18 protein-coding genes are annotated in these 14985 nt (G+C 69.1%); all 18 read left to right on the plus strand.

Features of this window, described 5'->3' with window-relative positions; translation table 11 throughout:
- The first annotated feature begins 67 nt into the window (after positions 1 to 67).
- The 18 genes from AC04ME_RS07725 to AC04ME_RS07810 all read left to right on the plus strand — a co-directional run bounded on the left by AC04ME_RS07725 (position 68) and on the right by AC04ME_RS07810 (position 14960).
- On the plus strand, positions 68 to 706 hold the full coding sequence (locus AC04ME_RS07725; RefSeq protein ID WP_042537470.1) for a FliH/SctL family protein: 639 nt from the start codon (positions 68 to 70) through the stop codon (positions 704 to 706).
- Entirely contained in the window at positions 706 to 2031 is a 1326-nt protein-coding gene (locus tag AC04ME_RS07730; RefSeq protein WP_376708834.1) for a FliI/YscN family ATPase, read from the plus strand. The genes AC04ME_RS07725 and AC04ME_RS07730 overlap by 1 nt, the downstream gene beginning before the upstream one ends.
- The gene (locus tag AC04ME_RS07735; RefSeq protein ID WP_042537465.1) at positions 2028 to 2453 is read left to right on the plus strand and encodes a flagellar FliJ family protein; all 426 of its coding nucleotides are present in this window, start codon (positions 2028 to 2030) and stop codon (positions 2451 to 2453) included. Before AC04ME_RS07730 ends, AC04ME_RS07735 begins: the two co-directional genes overlap by 4 nt.
- Positions 2450 to 2800 carry a hypothetical protein gene (locus tag AC04ME_RS07740; protein ID WP_079112905.1) on the plus strand — a complete coding sequence of 117 codons (351 nt, stop codon included), beginning with the start codon at positions 2450 to 2452 and terminating at the stop codon, positions 2798 to 2800. Before AC04ME_RS07735 ends, AC04ME_RS07740 begins: the two co-directional genes overlap by 4 nt.
- Positions 2797 to 4218 (plus strand): hypothetical protein, encoded by a 1422-nt coding sequence (locus AC04ME_RS07745; RefSeq protein ID WP_079112904.1) that lies wholly within the window; start codon positions 2797 to 2799, stop codon positions 4216 to 4218. Before AC04ME_RS07740 ends, AC04ME_RS07745 begins: the two co-directional genes overlap by 4 nt.
- A 12-nt stretch (positions 4219 to 4230) precedes the next feature.
- Entirely contained in the window at positions 4231 to 4713 is a 483-nt protein-coding gene (locus tag AC04ME_RS07750; protein WP_042541089.1) for a flagellar hook capping FlgD N-terminal domain-containing protein, read from the plus strand.
- Positions 4714 to 4743: 30 nt separating this feature from the next.
- On the plus strand, positions 4744 to 5910 hold the full coding sequence (locus AC04ME_RS07755; protein WP_475434394.1) for a flagellar hook protein FlgE: 1167 nt from the start codon (positions 4744 to 4746) through the stop codon (positions 5908 to 5910).
- 147 nt (positions 5911 to 6057) lie between these two features.
- Positions 6058 to 7917, plus strand: a complete 1860-nt coding sequence (locus tag AC04ME_RS07760) for a heavy metal translocating P-type ATPase (protein ID WP_475434396.1) — start codon at positions 6058 to 6060, stop codon at positions 7915 to 7917.
- 102 nt (positions 7918 to 8019) lie between these two features.
- Positions 8020 to 8235, plus strand: coding sequence for a flagellar FlbD family protein (locus AC04ME_RS07765; protein WP_042541095.1), 216 nt, complete (start codon positions 8020 to 8022; stop codon positions 8233 to 8235).
- Between the two features lie 2 nt (positions 8236 to 8237).
- Complete coding sequence (locus AC04ME_RS07770) at positions 8238 to 9035, plus strand: motility protein A (protein ID WP_079112900.1); 798 nt, start codon at positions 8238 to 8240, stop codon at positions 9033 to 9035.
- The gene (locus tag AC04ME_RS07775) at positions 9032 to 9841 is read left to right on the plus strand and encodes an OmpA/MotB family protein (RefSeq protein ID WP_042541099.1); all 810 of its coding nucleotides are present in this window, start codon (positions 9032 to 9034) and stop codon (positions 9839 to 9841) included. The genes AC04ME_RS07770 and AC04ME_RS07775 overlap by 4 nt, the downstream gene beginning before the upstream one ends.
- 35 nt (positions 9842 to 9876) lie before the next feature.
- A complete protein-coding gene (locus tag AC04ME_RS07780) occupies positions 9877 to 10770 on the plus strand; it encodes a flagellar motor switch protein FliM (protein WP_153302191.1) in 894 nt (297 codons plus the stop codon).
- The gene (locus AC04ME_RS07785) at positions 10770 to 11426 is read left to right on the plus strand and encodes a FliM/FliN family flagellar motor switch protein (protein WP_079112898.1); all 657 of its coding nucleotides are present in this window, start codon (positions 10770 to 10772) and stop codon (positions 11424 to 11426) included. Before AC04ME_RS07780 ends, AC04ME_RS07785 begins: the two co-directional genes overlap by 1 nt.
- A 2-nt stretch (positions 11427 to 11428) precedes the next feature.
- Positions 11429 to 11857: a flagellar biosynthetic protein FliO gene (locus AC04ME_RS07790; RefSeq protein ID WP_228385511.1), complete on the plus strand. Its 429-nt coding sequence runs from the start codon at positions 11429 to 11431 to the stop codon at positions 11855 to 11857.
- 127 nt (positions 11858 to 11984) lie between these two features.
- The gene (gene fliP / locus AC04ME_RS07795) at positions 11985 to 12824 is read left to right on the plus strand and encodes a flagellar type III secretion system pore protein FliP (RefSeq protein WP_475434400.1); all 840 of its coding nucleotides are present in this window, start codon (positions 11985 to 11987) and stop codon (positions 12822 to 12824) included.
- Positions 12824 to 13099, plus strand: a complete 276-nt coding sequence (gene fliQ, locus AC04ME_RS07800; protein ID WP_042541106.1) for a flagellar biosynthesis protein FliQ — start codon at positions 12824 to 12826, stop codon at positions 13097 to 13099. Before fliP ends, fliQ begins: the two co-directional genes overlap by 1 nt.
- Positions 13099 to 13860, plus strand: coding sequence for a flagellar biosynthetic protein FliR (locus AC04ME_RS07805; protein ID WP_042541108.1), 762 nt, complete (start codon positions 13099 to 13101; stop codon positions 13858 to 13860). Before fliQ ends, AC04ME_RS07805 begins: the two co-directional genes overlap by 1 nt.
- Positions 13857 to 14960 (plus strand): EscU/YscU/HrcU family type III secretion system export apparatus switch protein, encoded by a 1104-nt coding sequence (locus tag AC04ME_RS07810; protein WP_475434403.1) that lies wholly within the window; start codon positions 13857 to 13859, stop codon positions 14958 to 14960. Before AC04ME_RS07805 ends, AC04ME_RS07810 begins: the two co-directional genes overlap by 4 nt.
- Positions 14961 to 14985 lie beyond the last annotated feature (25 nt).

Raw genomic sequence — 14985 nt, forward strand, 5'->3', positions numbered from 1 at the left:
GGGAGCACGGATCGCTCGACCTACGGGCCACGGACAGGCCTCGCCCTTCGACTCCGAGGTGTCCGCTGTGCTCGATTCCGCCTTCACGCCGTTGGTCGTGCCGCGCGTCGGCGAGACTCCCATCGACCTCCGAGGCGAGGCCGACCGCGCTCGCACCCGGGGCTACGCCGACGGCTTCGCCGAAGGTCGCAGAGTCGCACTGGACGAGGGTGAGGCCCAGCGTGCCGCGCAGCAGCAGCGGATGCAGGAACTCCAGGAGCTGTACCTGCACGAGCGGGGCTCTGGTCTGCGCGCGCTGGAGACCGCGCAGGCGGCGCTCGACCAGCGCATCGACGAGCTGAGCACGCTCGCTGCCGACCGAGTCGAAGAACTCGCGGTCATGCTGGCCACGACGATCCTCGGAGCGGAATTGTCGGATCCTGCGCGATCCGCCGCTCACGCGCTTCGGCGCGCCCTGGCCGAGATGCCGGCGGACCGGTGGACTCGCGTCGCATTCAGCGTGCAGGACGCCCGTGTCCTGCAGGAGGAGGAGTCGACGATCGACGCGCTCCGCGGCATCCAGGTATCGGTCTCTCCCGCCGTAGACAACGGCGGCGCCATCGTGGAGATCGAGAACGGGGCGGTCGACACGCGCATCACCGCAGCACTCGCGCGCGCGGCCGCAGCACTCGACGGCGACGACCAGGTTGCCGAGGTGATCGGGTGATCACCGGGACGCGGTCGTGGCAGCGCGCGCTCACGGCCGCGCGCCCCGAGCGCTCCGGCACGGTGAAGGCGGTGCGAGGACTCGGGGTGGAGGTGCTCGGCATCGACGGAGCGGTCGGCGACCGCATCCGCATCGACACGGCGGACGGCCGCCCGGTCGATGCCGAGATCGTCGCCGTCGACGGTGCCTCAGCCCGCTGCATGCCCCTGGGCAGGCTCGACGGGATCACCGCCCGTGCCCGGGTGCGGCATGGGGGAGCGCCGCTGCAGGTGCCGACGGGACGAGCGCTGCTCGGACGCGTGCTCGACGGACTCGGTCGGCCGATCGACGGCAAGGGGCCGCTCGACAGGAGCGTCGCCCACGTGTCGCTCGACCACGATGCCCCGAGCGTGATGGACCGCCAGCGCATCGACCGGCAGCTCGGACTCGGTGTGCGCGTGCTCGACACCATGACACCCGTGGGCTCGGGACAGCGTCTCGGTCTGTTCGCCGGGTCGGGTGTGGGCAAGTCGTCACTGATGTCGATGATCGCCCGTGGATCCACCGCCGATGTGAACGTCATCGCCCTCGTCGGCGAGCGCGGTCGCGAGGTGCGCGAGTTCCTCGAAGACGACCTCGGGCCTGAGGGTCTGTCGCGTTCGGTGGTGATCGTCGCGACCTCGGACCAGCCGGCGATGGCACGGCTGCGCTCGGCGTTCGTCGCCACGCGGATCGCCGAGGGCTTCCGCGATGACGGACTCGACGTGGTGCTGATGATGGACTCGTTGACGCGCGTCGCCATGGCGCAGCGCGAGATCGGGTTGAGCGCCGGCGAACCGCCCGCGACCCGGGGCTATCCGCCCTCGACGTTCTCGGTGCTGGCCCGGCTGCTCGAGCGGGCGGGAACAGGGCCCGTGGGGTCGATCACCGGTCTCTACACGGTGCTCGTCGACGGCGACGACCACAACGAGCCGATCGCCGATGCCGCCAGAGGAATCCTCGATGGGCATGTGGTGCTCGATCGGGCCCTCGCGATCCGCGGTCACTTTCCTGCCGTCGACGTGCTCGGGTCGGTGTCGCGCGTCGTGTCGAAGGTCACCACGCCGGAGCAGCGGCAGAACGCCGTGACGCTGCGCAGCGTCCTGGCCGCTCGGCGCAGTGCGAACGACCTGATCGAGATCGGCGCCTATCGGCAGGGGGCCAACCCGATGGTCGACGCCGCGATCGCTCACGAGGGTGCGATCTCCCGATTCCTCACCCAGAGCATCGACGACCTCGCCGCGACAGACGAATCCTGGCTGCAGCTCGCCACCCTCACCACCGACTTCGGAGGACTCACCCCATGACCTTCCCACTGGCTGGTCTGCTGCGTGTGCGCGGCGCCCAGGAACGTGTCGCCGCCGAGCATCTCTCGCGTGCGAGCGCAGAACGGGCGCAGGCCGAGACCGCGGCGCAGACTGCGATCACGAGCCTCGCCGACATCAGCGCTCAGATCGATGATCCTCGGGCGCTGATGGCCATGGCCGCGGCCCGCGCCGCGGGGCGCAGCACTCTCAGCGACCTCCAGGCGCTCGTCGACATGAGACGCAGCGCGGAGTCGGAGGCCAGGTCTGCGCATGTCGAAGCGCGACGCGATCTGAAGGGGCTCGAGCGACTCGAGAGCACCCACCGGGTCGAGACCGCCAAGGCCGAGCTCGCCGCCGAGCAGACCGCGCTCGATGAGATCGCCGTGGTGCGCACCTCGCGACGTGAGGGGAGCGCGGCATGACCGGGCTCGCAGCGGTGATCGCCCGCGTCGACGCGATCGAGACCCAGATCGTGTCGCTGGATCCAGCGGGGCGTGCGGCCGCCGCAGCTGCGACCGAGGCGACCACCGAGACATCGGCGGCCAGCTCGACGACGTTCGCCGGAGTGCTGGAGGCGGCCAAGGCGGCCTCGGCCACCGAGACCACCGCCCCTGCCCCGGCCGAGGGGTCAGCGGCCGCCAGCACTGCGGCATCCGGCGGAGAGAACGCAGACGTCATCGCAGCACTGCAGACCTTGTTCTCGGCGAGCGCCTCGGGGACAGGCGGATCGACTCCGTCGATGCAGAAGATCATCGAGATGCTCGGATGACCGGGGTGGCACTGCTCGCGATGATCTCCGGCGCCGGCCCGGGTGAGGCGGACACCGGGGGACGAGCGTCGGGTGACTCCGGTTCGCTGTTCGGCAACGCGCTCACCGCGGCAGGTCAGGCGCTCGACGGCGCGTCGGACTCGGGCACGGCGATGCTCGCCGCAGATCGGCCGAGCGGATCGACGGCGGAAGCATCATCGGCAGCAGATCGCACGATCGACCCGCAGGCGGCGATCGCGGCCATGACCCATCTGGTCGCGTGGTCGGCTCCGGAGACCGCAGGGCCCTCCGTGGCAGCCCCGCAGGTGACGACCCCGCAGGTGACGACGCCGCAGGTGACGACGCCGCAGGTGACGACGTCCCAGGTGACGACGTCCCAGAGCACCGTTCCGGGTGAGACGGCTCCGGACGCGGTGGTGGAGACCGTACCCGGGACGGCCGGGACGGAGGCGACACCTGTCGATCCCGTGAGCGGCGCCGCCACGACGGATGGAATGCACGTGGTTCCGGTTGCCGCGGCGTCGCCGACGACGTCGGCTTCGGCGTCGATCTCGGCACCCGCTTCGGTGAGCGCGGCAGTCGTCGCCGGTGGACGCGGCGACCCCCGATCGATGCAGGGCGGGACGCTGGGCGACGTCCGAGAAGTCGACGTCGACGCTCCGGCGACTCCGCTGGAGCCTGCCGGTGGCGGCGCCGATCCGTCGCTGTCCGAGCCGGTCGCCGTCGTGCCCCGGCCGGAGTCACTCCCGAGGCAATCGACGCCCGCGATCCCGTCCATGGTCGGTGCCCCTCTGGCCGCGACCGTGGCCGCTCCGAATCAGCAGGTGACGAGCGATGCGGGGGATCAGGCGCAGGGGTCGCAGCCCGCTCCCGCGACGGCCTCGACCGTGCCGGTCGCCGCCCCCCTGCCGACGGCGACACCCGTGTCGTCGCCCGATGCGGCCACAACCGCGAATCGTGCGGTGGCCGCCCAGGTCGCGCCGGTGGTCGTGAGCATCGCCCAGCGTCCGATGGGGACGCACCAGCTCACGATGACGGTGAACCCCGACAGCCTCGGCCCCGTCACGGTGCGCGCGCACATCTCCGCATCCGGAGACGTGCAGGTCGAACTCAGCGGTGCGACCGACGCCGGGCGCGACGCGCTACGCACCATGCTCGTCGAGCTGCGCCGTGACCTCGCCGCAGTGATGCCGCACGCCTCGCTGAGCGTCACCCACGGCTCTTCCGCTGATGCCTCCAGCGACCGCGGCCAGCAGGCCGCGGGCGATGCGCCGACAGGGCAGGGGGCAGGCGATCGCGAGGCGAACCGCGGGCGCCCCGACCACCCCCGCGGGATCGAGCAGGCGCGGGATCTTCCCCGCACCATCCAGACAACGCCCTCTGCCACCTCCGGCGCGGGGCTCGACATCTTCGCCTGAGAGGACGACCGAATGACTGTCGACGCAGTGAGCGCCCCGAGTTCGATCCATACGGGAAGCACCACCGACCCCGCAGCCCGGAAGCAGGTGCTCGACGGAGAAGTGTTCCTCAAGCTCCTGGTCACCCAGCTGACGCACCAGGATCCCTCGAGTCCGATGGACACCAACGAGATGATCTCGCAGACCACCCAGCTCGCCATGATGGAGCAGCTGACGGCTCTCGCCGACAGCGGCGCCGAGGCCTTCGCCCTGAACATGCGTCAGGCCGCGAGCGCCCTCATCGGCCAGGAGGCGACCTACAAGGATGCCGACGGCAAGACCGTCTCCGGCCTCGTGACCAAGGTCTCGTTCGACGGACCGATCCCGCAGGTGACGATCGGCGACAAGACCGTCGCGCTCGACGTCATCACGGGCGTCACCACCGCACCGACCGCCCCCGCACCGACCACCCCCGCACCGACCACCCCCGCTGCGCCCACCCCCGCCGCAGTCTGACCTCCGTCTCACCCAGGAAGAGAGAACCCCATGCTCCGCTCGCTCTACTCCGGAATCTCCGGCCTCCGCTCGCACCAGACCATGCTCGATGTCACGGGCAACAACATCGCGAACGTCAACACGGCCGGGTTCAAGGGCTCGTCCGTGCTGTTCCAGGACTCCCTGTCGCAGCTGGTCGGCAACCCGGGAATCCCCGACGACGAGGTCGGCGGTCGCAACCCCGCCCAGGTCGGTCTCGGCGTGCAGGTCGCCGGCGTGCGCACCAACTTCGCACAGGGCTCGGCCCAGGCGACCGGCCGAGGAGGCGACCTGATGATCTCGGGCGACGGTTTCTTCGCGGTCCGATCCGGCGGAGAGACCCTGTACACCCGAGCAGGTGGATTCTCGTTCGACCCCACCGGCAAGATGGTCACCGCCGACGGCTCGATCGTGCAGGGCTGGTCGGCACAGGACGGCGCCGTCAACACCGGCCAGGCGACGGGCAACATCGTGCTCCCGCTCGACGCCGTGTCTCCCGCGAAGGCGACGACCGAAGCCACCGTCACCGGCAACCTCCCGTCGACGGCTGCGACCGGCGACGAGCTGGTGCGCGACGTCACTGTCTACGACGCGCAGGGCACGCCCTCGACTCTCAGTCTCACATTTACGAAGACGGCGACCGGATGGGACGTCACCGAGCCGACCAGCGGTGCGACCGGGTCGCTGGCGTTCACCGACGGCAAGCAGGCCGGGGCAGGCCTCACGCTCACCGCAGGGGCCGTGAGCGTCGACCTGGGAGCGGTCACCGGCTATGCGGAACTGTCGACGGTCGCCGTGTCCGAGCAGGACGGTTCGGCAGCGGGCACCCTGAAGTCGTACAGCATCACCGGCGACGGATCCATCGTCGGCACGTTCAGCAACGGTGCGACGCAGACTCTCGGCAAGATCGCCATGGCCACGTTCGCCAACCCCGAGGGACTAGAGAAGGCCGGCGGAACGGCATACCGCGCATCCGTCAACTCCGGTGCGGTGCGCATGGGCGAGCCGGGCCAGGCAGGCTTCGGCAGCCTCGTCTCGGGCGCTCTGGAGATGAGCAACGTCGACCTCTCGCAGGAGTTCACCAACCTGATCGTCGCGCAGCGCGGCTTCCAGGCCAACGCGCGCATCATCACGACCAGCGACGAGGTCCTCCAGGAGCTCACCCAGCTGAAGCGCTGATGCGAACGGACCCGGCGCCGTCTCATGGCGCCGGGTCTGCCTGCGGAGCGACCCGGTGACCCGGGGTGCCCGCTGCCGAGAAGCGGCCGGGGGCTCTGTCGAACACTGCCCCTGGCGCCAGGGGCAGCCGTGAGAGAGGCTGAGGGCATGCGCTTCGTCCGGCGGTACCCCGTGATCATCATCACGGTCGTGGTTCTCGCGGGGGTGCTCGCTCTGCACATGGTCGGCATACCCGTCGTCGGACGATGGATCGCCACTGCCTATGTCGGAGCGTTCGTCGTCTGGACGCTCGTGGGAATGGTGCGGGATGTGCTTCGCGGGCACGTCGGGCTCGACATCCTCGCAGTCGTCGCGATGGTCGCCACTCTCGCCGTCGGAGAGTACATCGCGGCACTCATCATCGTCCTGATGCTCGCGGGCGGCGAAGCCCTGGAGCAGTTCGCGGGCCGACGTGCGAAACGGGACCTCGCGGCACTGCTGGACAGGTCTCCGCGGATCGCACATGTCCTCGTGAATCCGCTGGCACCGGACTCGGAAGAGGTTCGGGATGTCGCAGTCGACGATGTCGCGATCGGCGACGCGCTGCTGGTGCGTCCGGCCGAGATCGTGCCGATCGACGGCGTGCTGCTTTCGGCGTCAGGTGAGTTCGACGAATCGTCGCTCACCGGCGAGAGCATGCCCGTCGCTCGCGAGGCCGGGGGCGAGGTGCTGTCCGGAGCGATCAACGGAGCACGGGCCGTCCGCATCCGCGCACTGCGATCGAGCGCAGACAGCCAATACCAGCAGATCGTCGCGCTCGTGCACGAGGCTGAGGAGTCGCACGCCCCGGTCGTGCGTCTCGCCGATCGATTCGCGATTCCGTTCACCGCCGTCGCTCTCGTACTGGCCGGCGCCGCATGGGCGATCTCCGGTGACTCGACACGGTTCGCCGAGGTGCTCGTGCTCGCGACTCCGTGTCCTCTCCTCATCGCGGCTCCCGTGGCATTTCTCGGCGGACTCTCCCGAGCGGCCAAGACCGGAGTGATCATGAAGGGCGGTGCGGTGATCGAGCAGCTGACTCGGGTGCGGTCCGCGGCCTTCGACAAGACGGGCACCCTCACCCAGGGACGCCCCGACCTCGTCGATGTGCGACCCGCCACGGGGATCGATGCTGACGAACTGCTGCTGCTCGCGGCATCCGCCGAGCAGTACTCGTCGCACGTGCTCGCCGAAGGAATCCGTCGCGCCGCCGCAGAGCGTCGCCTCGTACTCCGTCGATCCGATGACGCGAGTGAAGTCGCGACCAACGGTGTGGTGGCCGTCATCGACGGCCGCACCGTCGTCGTCGGCAAGCCCGCTTTCGTCGCATCGCTCGCCGCCGACACCGTGCGCGCAACTCTCGGGACAGGTGAGGCTGCGGCCTACGTGGCGATCGACGGGCGGTTCGGAGGCGTCCTCATCCTCGCGGATGCGCCGCGACCTGAAGCGACCTCGGTCGTGTCGTGGCTCCGCTCGCACGGCATCGAGCGCATCATGATGCTCACGGGAGATGCTCGATCGACCGCGGAATCCGTCGCTCGCGAGGTCGGGATCGACGATGTCCACGCAGAACTCCTCCCGCCGGAGAAGGTCGGGCTCGCCGCCGACCTCCGTCCGAGACCGATGATGATGGTGGGCGACGGTGTCAACGACGCGCCTGTACTGGCGGCTGCCGACATCGGTGTCGCGATGGGCGCGCGTGGGGCGACGGCCGCGGGCGACGCTGCCGACGTCGTGATCCTGGTCGATTCACTGACCAAGGTCGTCGATGCGGTCGCCATCGGACGGCACACACTGCGTGTTGCGCTCACCGCGATCTGGATCGGCATCGGGCTGAGCGTGGGGCTCATGCTCATCGCGATGACGGGGATCATCCCGGCGGTCGCGGGTGCTCTCATCCAGGAAGCGGTCGACCTCGCGACGATCCTCTATGCCCTCCGCGCACTGGGCGGTCCAGCCACCGGACTCGTCGCCCCTCGCGGGTCGTGATGTCGAGACCCGCCGGTGCGCCGACTGGTTACCGGGGGAGAGCCGCGTCGCGATAGTCGGGGCAGACTTCCCCCTCTCATCCGAAGCCCGGAGACCCCCTCGATGATCATCGTCACCCGCCTCGACCGCACCCGGTTCGCGGTGAACCCCGACCTGATCGAACGAATCCATGCGTCGCCGGACACGACTCTGCACATGGTCGACGGGCATGTGTACGTGGTCGAGGAGGACCTCGACGCCCTGATCGACCTCATCGTCGCCTACCGTGCGCGCGTCCTCGGCGCAGCCCAGGCTCTGACCTCGCAGACGGGCGCGTGATCATGGATCCCGCGTTCATCATCGGAGTGATCCTGGCGTTCGGCGCGCTCGTCGCGATGATCACGATGGAGGGGGCGAGCTTCGAGGCTCTGCTCATCCCCGCGCCGATGATCCTGGTGCTCGGCTCTACGATCGGCGTCGGCATCGCGAGCCACACGCTCCGCGACACGATCCTCGCGGTGAAGAGCCTCGGGCGCATGGTCCGTGGCCCCAAGATGACACCGGAGGCGGTGATCCCGTTCCTCGTCGGGTATGCCGAGAAGGCTCGGGGTGAAGGGCTCCTCGCCCTCGAACAGGAACTCGACTCCGCGCCTGACGAGTTCACCAGGCAGGCGCTTCAGGCGCTCGCGGACGGCACGGATGCCGAGGATCTGCGGACCCTCATGGATGACGAGATCGCGGCGACATCGTCGCGCAACCGCGTCGCCTCGAAGTTCTTCGGCTCTCTGGGCGGATACGCGCCCACGATCGGCATCGTCGGCACCGTCGTCTCCCTGACGCACGTGCTCGAGAAGCTCGACGAACCCGATCACCTCGGTCCGATGATCGCCGCAGCCTTCGTCGCCACCCTCTGGGGCCTCCTCTCGGCGAACTTCATCTGGAACCCGATCGCCGGCCGTCTGGGTCGGATCGGGGCCGTCGAACTCGAGAGGATGACCCTCGTCTCCGAGGGGATGCTCGCCATCCAGGCCGGCAGCGCGCCCCACCTCCTGCAGGAGCGACTCGAGGCGCTGTCGACCGTGAAGCCCAAGGCCGGCAAGCAGAAGCGGGAGCCTGAGTCGGTCGAGGGCGTCCAGTGAGCACAGCCCGTCGAGCTCGCGGTCGCGGGCATGAGGACGACTCGCATGACGAGCCGGACGAGCGCTGGGCCGTCTCGTATGCCGATATGGTCACCGTTCTCATGTGCCTGTTCATCGTGCTGTTCGCCGTGTCGAACGTCGACAAGACGAAGTTCGAGTTGCTCGCGAACAGCCTGGCGACGGGGTTCGGGCAGGAGAGCACCGAGGGTGGCGCCGACACCGCAGAGGGCGTGATCGTGCCGCCCGAGCTGCAGGACGACGACGGCGTGGTCGACCTCGCCGCCCGCGCGGAGACCGAGTTCGAGTCGCTCGTGGGCCTGCGTGACCGCATGAGCACGTCCCTGGCGGCTCAGGGACTGCAGGACACCGTGCAGTTCGTGATCGACGATCGGGGGCTCCAGGTCGGGCTGGTCGGCGCCGAGACCTTCTTCGCCGACAACAGCACCGACCTCTCGGCGAAGGCCGATGCGGTGCTCGACACCATCGGAGACGTCCTGGCGACGGTCGACAATCAGGTGAGCGTCGAGGGGCACGCCGATCACCGGGTCTCGGCCGCTCCCTTCCCGACCAACTGGGAGCTCTCGGGAGGGCGCGCGACCCAGGTGGCTCGATTCCTCGTCGAGCACGAAGGCTTGGGAGGTCCACGCGTGAAGGCCACCGCGTTCTCCGACACCCGCCCCATCGTGCCGGGCGACAGCCCACAGGCGCTGGCCAGCAACAGACGCGTCGACATCGTCGTCGAGTCGAACGAAGAAGAGCAGGTGAGAGCGCTGATACCCGCTCTCGCGGCTGCTGCGAACAAGTGAGCACTCACGTGAACACCACCGTCGAGGAGACCGTCATGACCGCATCCGCCGTGCTCGATGACCCGGCCGTGCGCTACCCGGCGTACGATTTCGGACGCCCGGCCCAGCTCGGGCGCGAGAGCACCCGGCATCTCGAGGCGGCGTTCGAGTCGTTCGCCCGGCTGTGGTCGTCGCAGCTGACCGACAAGATCCGCGTGCGGGCGCACCTGGCGCTCGAGAGCGTCGACCTGGTCTCGTACGAGGAGTACTCCGACACGCTCCCCGGCACGACGGCGATGGTCGCCGGCTCCTTCGCCGACCGTGATGAGCCGTGCGTCGTGCAGTTCGGGCTCGACAGCGCCCTGCTGTGGGTCGTGCAGATGATGGGGGGCAGGAGCACATCGCTTCCCGCAGCCCGCACGTTCACTCCGATCGAACTGGCTCTCGTCCGCAACCTGATGGAGGGCACGTTCGAGCACCTCCACGCCAGCCTCGATGCTCTGCTCCCGGGCGCACCGAGGTTCAGTGCCGTGCACTACAACCCCCAGTACATGCAGGTCATCTCCGCCACCGCCGCGGTGATCGTCGCCCGCTACACGATGCGGCTGGGCGACTCGGAGTCGACGGCGACCGTCATGCTGCCCGCGTCGGCCGTCGTCGACCGCCTTGCGGCCTCGGGATCCGATGCTGCATCGGCTCACACGACCGAGCAGACCCTCGAACAGGTGCGCAGCACCCCGTTGGAGCTGACGCTGCGTCTCGCCCCCATCACGATCGGCACCGGTGAGATCCTCGACCTCGCGCCGGGAGACCTGCTGCGCCTGCCGCACCCGGAGACTCGACCTTACGAGCTGATGGCCGGACAGACGCGGATCGCCCTCGCGACACCCGGCAGCAGGGGCTCGCGCCTCACATGCAAGATCACGACCACCCATGAGGAGACCCACTGATGAGCACCTTCCACGAGACCGCCATCGCCGCGGCGATCGCCGGCAAGCTGCCGTTCGGATACCCCGTCATCCCGGCGCCCTCGACCGACCCGGGAGCGTCGGGCGACGCGGTCGTCGTCACCTTCACGGGCAGCCCCGGCGCTCGTATCGCGATCCAGGTCGTCGATCCGTCGCAACTGGAGGACGGTTCGAAGACCGCACCGCTGACCGATCGACTGCATCCGATCTTCGAGGCGGCCACCGCCGTGCTCGGCAGCGGTTCGCTCGGCGACGGAGCCGTGATCGCGGCCACTGATGTCTTCACCGACTCGGGCACGCAGGTGTTCGACATGGTCGACGCCGACGGCAGCGTCGTGGCTCGCGCATCCGTGCGCATCGACGGGGCGAGGTCCGCAGCCGCGGCGGGTCCTCAGCGACTGAATCGCATCGCGGGCGTCGAGATGGAGCTCGTGGTCGAGATCGGGCGCACACGGATGCCGGTGCGCGACGTGCTCTCGCTCGAACCGGGGCGTGTGGTCGAGCTCGACCGCGCGGCCGGGTCTCCCGCGGACATCAAGCTGAACGGCCGCCTGATCGGGCACGGCACCGTCGTGGTCGCGGAGGGCGACTTCGCGATCCGCGTCGAGCGCATCCTCGACGGCGCCGAGACGGTCTGACGATGGACGACATCCTCGTCGCGCTCCGAGCGATCGTGGCGCTGGGAGCGGTGCTCGGTCTGCTCCTCTTCCTGAGCCGTCGCCTGCAGAAGTCGCAGGCGAAGGGAGTGAGCCCGCTGGCCGGGCTGATGCCGAAGAAGCTCGCCAAGCTGACCGAGCTCGTGCCGTCGCGTCCGGCGGCAGCCCCGCGCCCGCGCCCGGAGAAGATCACCGTGGTGGCGCGGTCGGGCATCGGGGGCAAGGCGCAGCTCGTGGTCGCCGAGTTCGGCGGCATCCGCTACGTGCTCGGCGTGACCGAGCACGGGATCAACGTCGTCGACACCCAGGAGGCGCCTCCGCTCGCCGAGGATGTCCTCGCGGAGGACGAGCGCCCCGCTGTCTCCGAGATGCCCGACGACATCGTCGATCGCGCGCTTCGCTCCGTCGCCTGACGGCAGTCAGCTCATCGGTCGACGCGGTTACGTGCACCTCGTCGTGTCGCGATAGTCGACTGCGAGCACGGATCGCTCGACCCTCTGGCTACGGATCGGCCACGTCACCCATCTTCGGAGTGCCGCCGTGCCCGTATCCGCCGCAGTCGCCGCGTCGCCGTCTGCGCGCGCACCGCGACTGCCGCGGCGTGCCTGGGTGCTCCTCGGCGTCGCGTTCGGCATCGCGGCGGTTCTGGTGCTCCTGCAGACCACCGGTGCGCACGCCGCCGCGTCGCTGATGCCGACGGAGACCGGTGATGGCGACGGCGTGACGATCAACGGCATCAACGGGACCCCGTCCGACAGCATCATGACGCTGCTCGGCATCACCGTTCTCAGCGTCGCTCCGGCCCTGCTGCTGATGATGTCGAGCTTCACCAAGATCTTCGTGGTGCTCGCCCTCACCCGCAATGCGCTCTCGCTGCCGTCGATCCCGCCGAACCAGGTGCTCGCGGGGCTCAGCCTCTTTCTGACGCTGTTCATCATGTGGCCGGTGCTCACCGACATCAATGCCGTCGCGGTCGCACCGTTCACCGATGGTCAGATCGACTTCGGCAGGGCGTTCGAGCTCGCCCAGGAGCCGCTGCGCGAGTGGATGCTCACCTACACCCGCGAAGAGGACATCGCGCTGATGCACCGGGCGGCGCAGATGGAGAACCCCGCGGACGCTGCCAGCATCCCGCTGCAGACGCTCGTGCCGGCGTTCATGATCAGCGAGCTGCGCGCTGCCTTCCTGATCGGGTTCATCATCTTCGTCCCCTTCCTCGTGATCGATCTCGTCGTCGCGAGCGCACTGATGTCGATGGGCATGATGATGCTGCCTCCCGTCATGATCTCGCTGCCGTTCAAGATCCTCCTGTTCCTGCTCATCGACGGCTGGGGCATGGTCATCACGGCGCTCGTCCAGTCGTACAACGGGGGTGGCTGATGAACCCGGAGGCCGTCATCGACATCGGGCAGGCGGCGCTCATCGTGGGCGCGAAGCTCTGCGCGCCGCTGCTCATCACCGCGCTCGTGGTGGGATTCGCCATCTCGCTGCTGCAGTCCATCACTCAGGTGCAGGAGATGACGATCTCGTTCGTGCCGAAGCTCGTCGCCGTCGGCATCGCCCTGCTCGTGACGGGGCATTGGATGATCGCCGAGATGATCGCCTTCACGAACGAGATGTTCGCGCGGATCCCGTCGCTGCTGAACGGCGGCTGATGAACATCCCCATCGACTTCACGTGGCTCGAGGCGACCTCCCTCGCCTGCGTGCGGATCACCGCCTTCCTGGTGCTGGCGCCGCCGTTCAGCCACGGCACGATCCCGATGCGGATCCGCGCGATGCTCGGCGTGGGTCTCGCTCTCGCCGTATCGCCGGTGGTGACAGCAGGTTACGAACGTCTCGACACCGGAGCCTTCATGCTCGCCCTGGCCGGTCAGGCGCTGACGGGCGCGCTCCTCGGCTTTCTGGTGATGGTGCTCTTCAGCGCGATCCAGGGCGCGGGCCATCTCGTCGACACGTTCGGCGGGTTCCAGCTGGCGCAGGCGTTCGACCCAGGGATGGCGATCAACGGTGCGCAGTTCACGCGCCTGTTCCAGATGACCGCGATCATGCTGCTGTTCGCCTCGGACGGATACCAGCTCGTGCTCGGGGGCCTGTTCCGCTCCTTCGACGCCGTGCCCGTCACCGGCATGATCGATCTCGCCAAGCCGGCGGAGGCACTCGTGGGGGCGGCGGGGCAGATGATGCTCAGCGCCGTGCAGATCGCGGGCCCGCTGCTCATCGTGCTCTTCCTCGCAGACGTCGGTCTCGGACTGGTCAGTCGCGTCGCGCCGGCACTGAACGCGTTCGCCATGGGCTTCCCGATCAAGATCGGCCTCACGCTGCTGCTGGTCGGATTCGTCTACGCGGCGCTGCCCAGTGTCGTCGCAGTCATCGCCGAGGAGGCCGCGAGGCTGCTCCTGGGGGTGACGCGATGAGTGAGTCCGACAGCGGCGAACGCACCGAGAAGGCGACCGAGCGTCGCCTGAAGGAAGCGCGGAAGAAGGGGCAGATCGGCCGCAGCCAGGACTTCACCGCCTGGGTCTGCATAGCGGCCGCCGCCGTGATGATGGTGCCGACGATCGCCTCCGGCACGCAGGTCGTCACCGAGCTCTTCCTCGCCGTGACACCCGTCGCGATGAACCCCACCGACGGCGCGGCCCTCGACGTGCTCGGCTCGGCGATCGCATCGCTCGGCGGCATCCTGCTCCCGATGCTGGTGGTGGTGCTGCTCGCGACGACGGCCACCGCAGTCGCTCAGGGCGGCATCCATCTGCGAGGGGTGACGATGCGCACCGAGCAGTTCAACATCGTGTCCGGCATGAAGCGGGTCTTCGGGCAGCAGGCGCTCTGGGAGGGTGCCAAAGCGCTGCTGAAGACGCTGGCGATCGGGCTCGCGCTCTGGATCGTCGTCTCAGGTCTCGTGCCTGTGCTCATGGCCAGCGGCAGCCACAACATCACCTGGCTGCTCGAGCAGGCGGCCGGGGGAGCGATCGCGCTCCTGCAGGTCGCGGTCGCGGTGGGCATCCTGCTGGCCGCGATCGACGTGGCGGTCGTGATGCGACGCAACCGCAAGCACACCCATATGACGAAGAACRAGGCCAAGGACGAGCACAAGAAGAGCGAGGGCGATCCGCTCGTGCGCTCGCAGCGCCGTTCGCGGCAGCTCGCCATGAGCCGCAATCGGATGATCGCCGCGGTCGGCGACAGCGATGTCGTCCTGGTGAACCCCACCCACGTCGCGGTCGCGCTGAGGTACGAGCCGGGCAAGTCGGCCCCTCGGGTCGTGGCGAAGGGGGCGGGGGTCGTGGCGCAGAAGATCCGCGAGAGGGCGGAGGAAGCCGGCGTGCCGATGATCAAGGACGTCCCGCTCGCGCGTGCGCTGCACTCGGCCTGCGAGATCGGGCGGGAGATCCCCGAAGAGCTCTACACCGCCGTCGCCCAGGTGCTCGCCTTCATCGAGCATCTCAAGCGCCGAGGGTCGGCCAGGGGGACGCACACGATGCCCTTCGCGAGCACCAGGGACCGCGGCCTCTGAGCCGGGTCACGAACAGATTTCGAAC

This window comes from Microbacterium sp. LjRoot205, assembly GCF_056175745.1.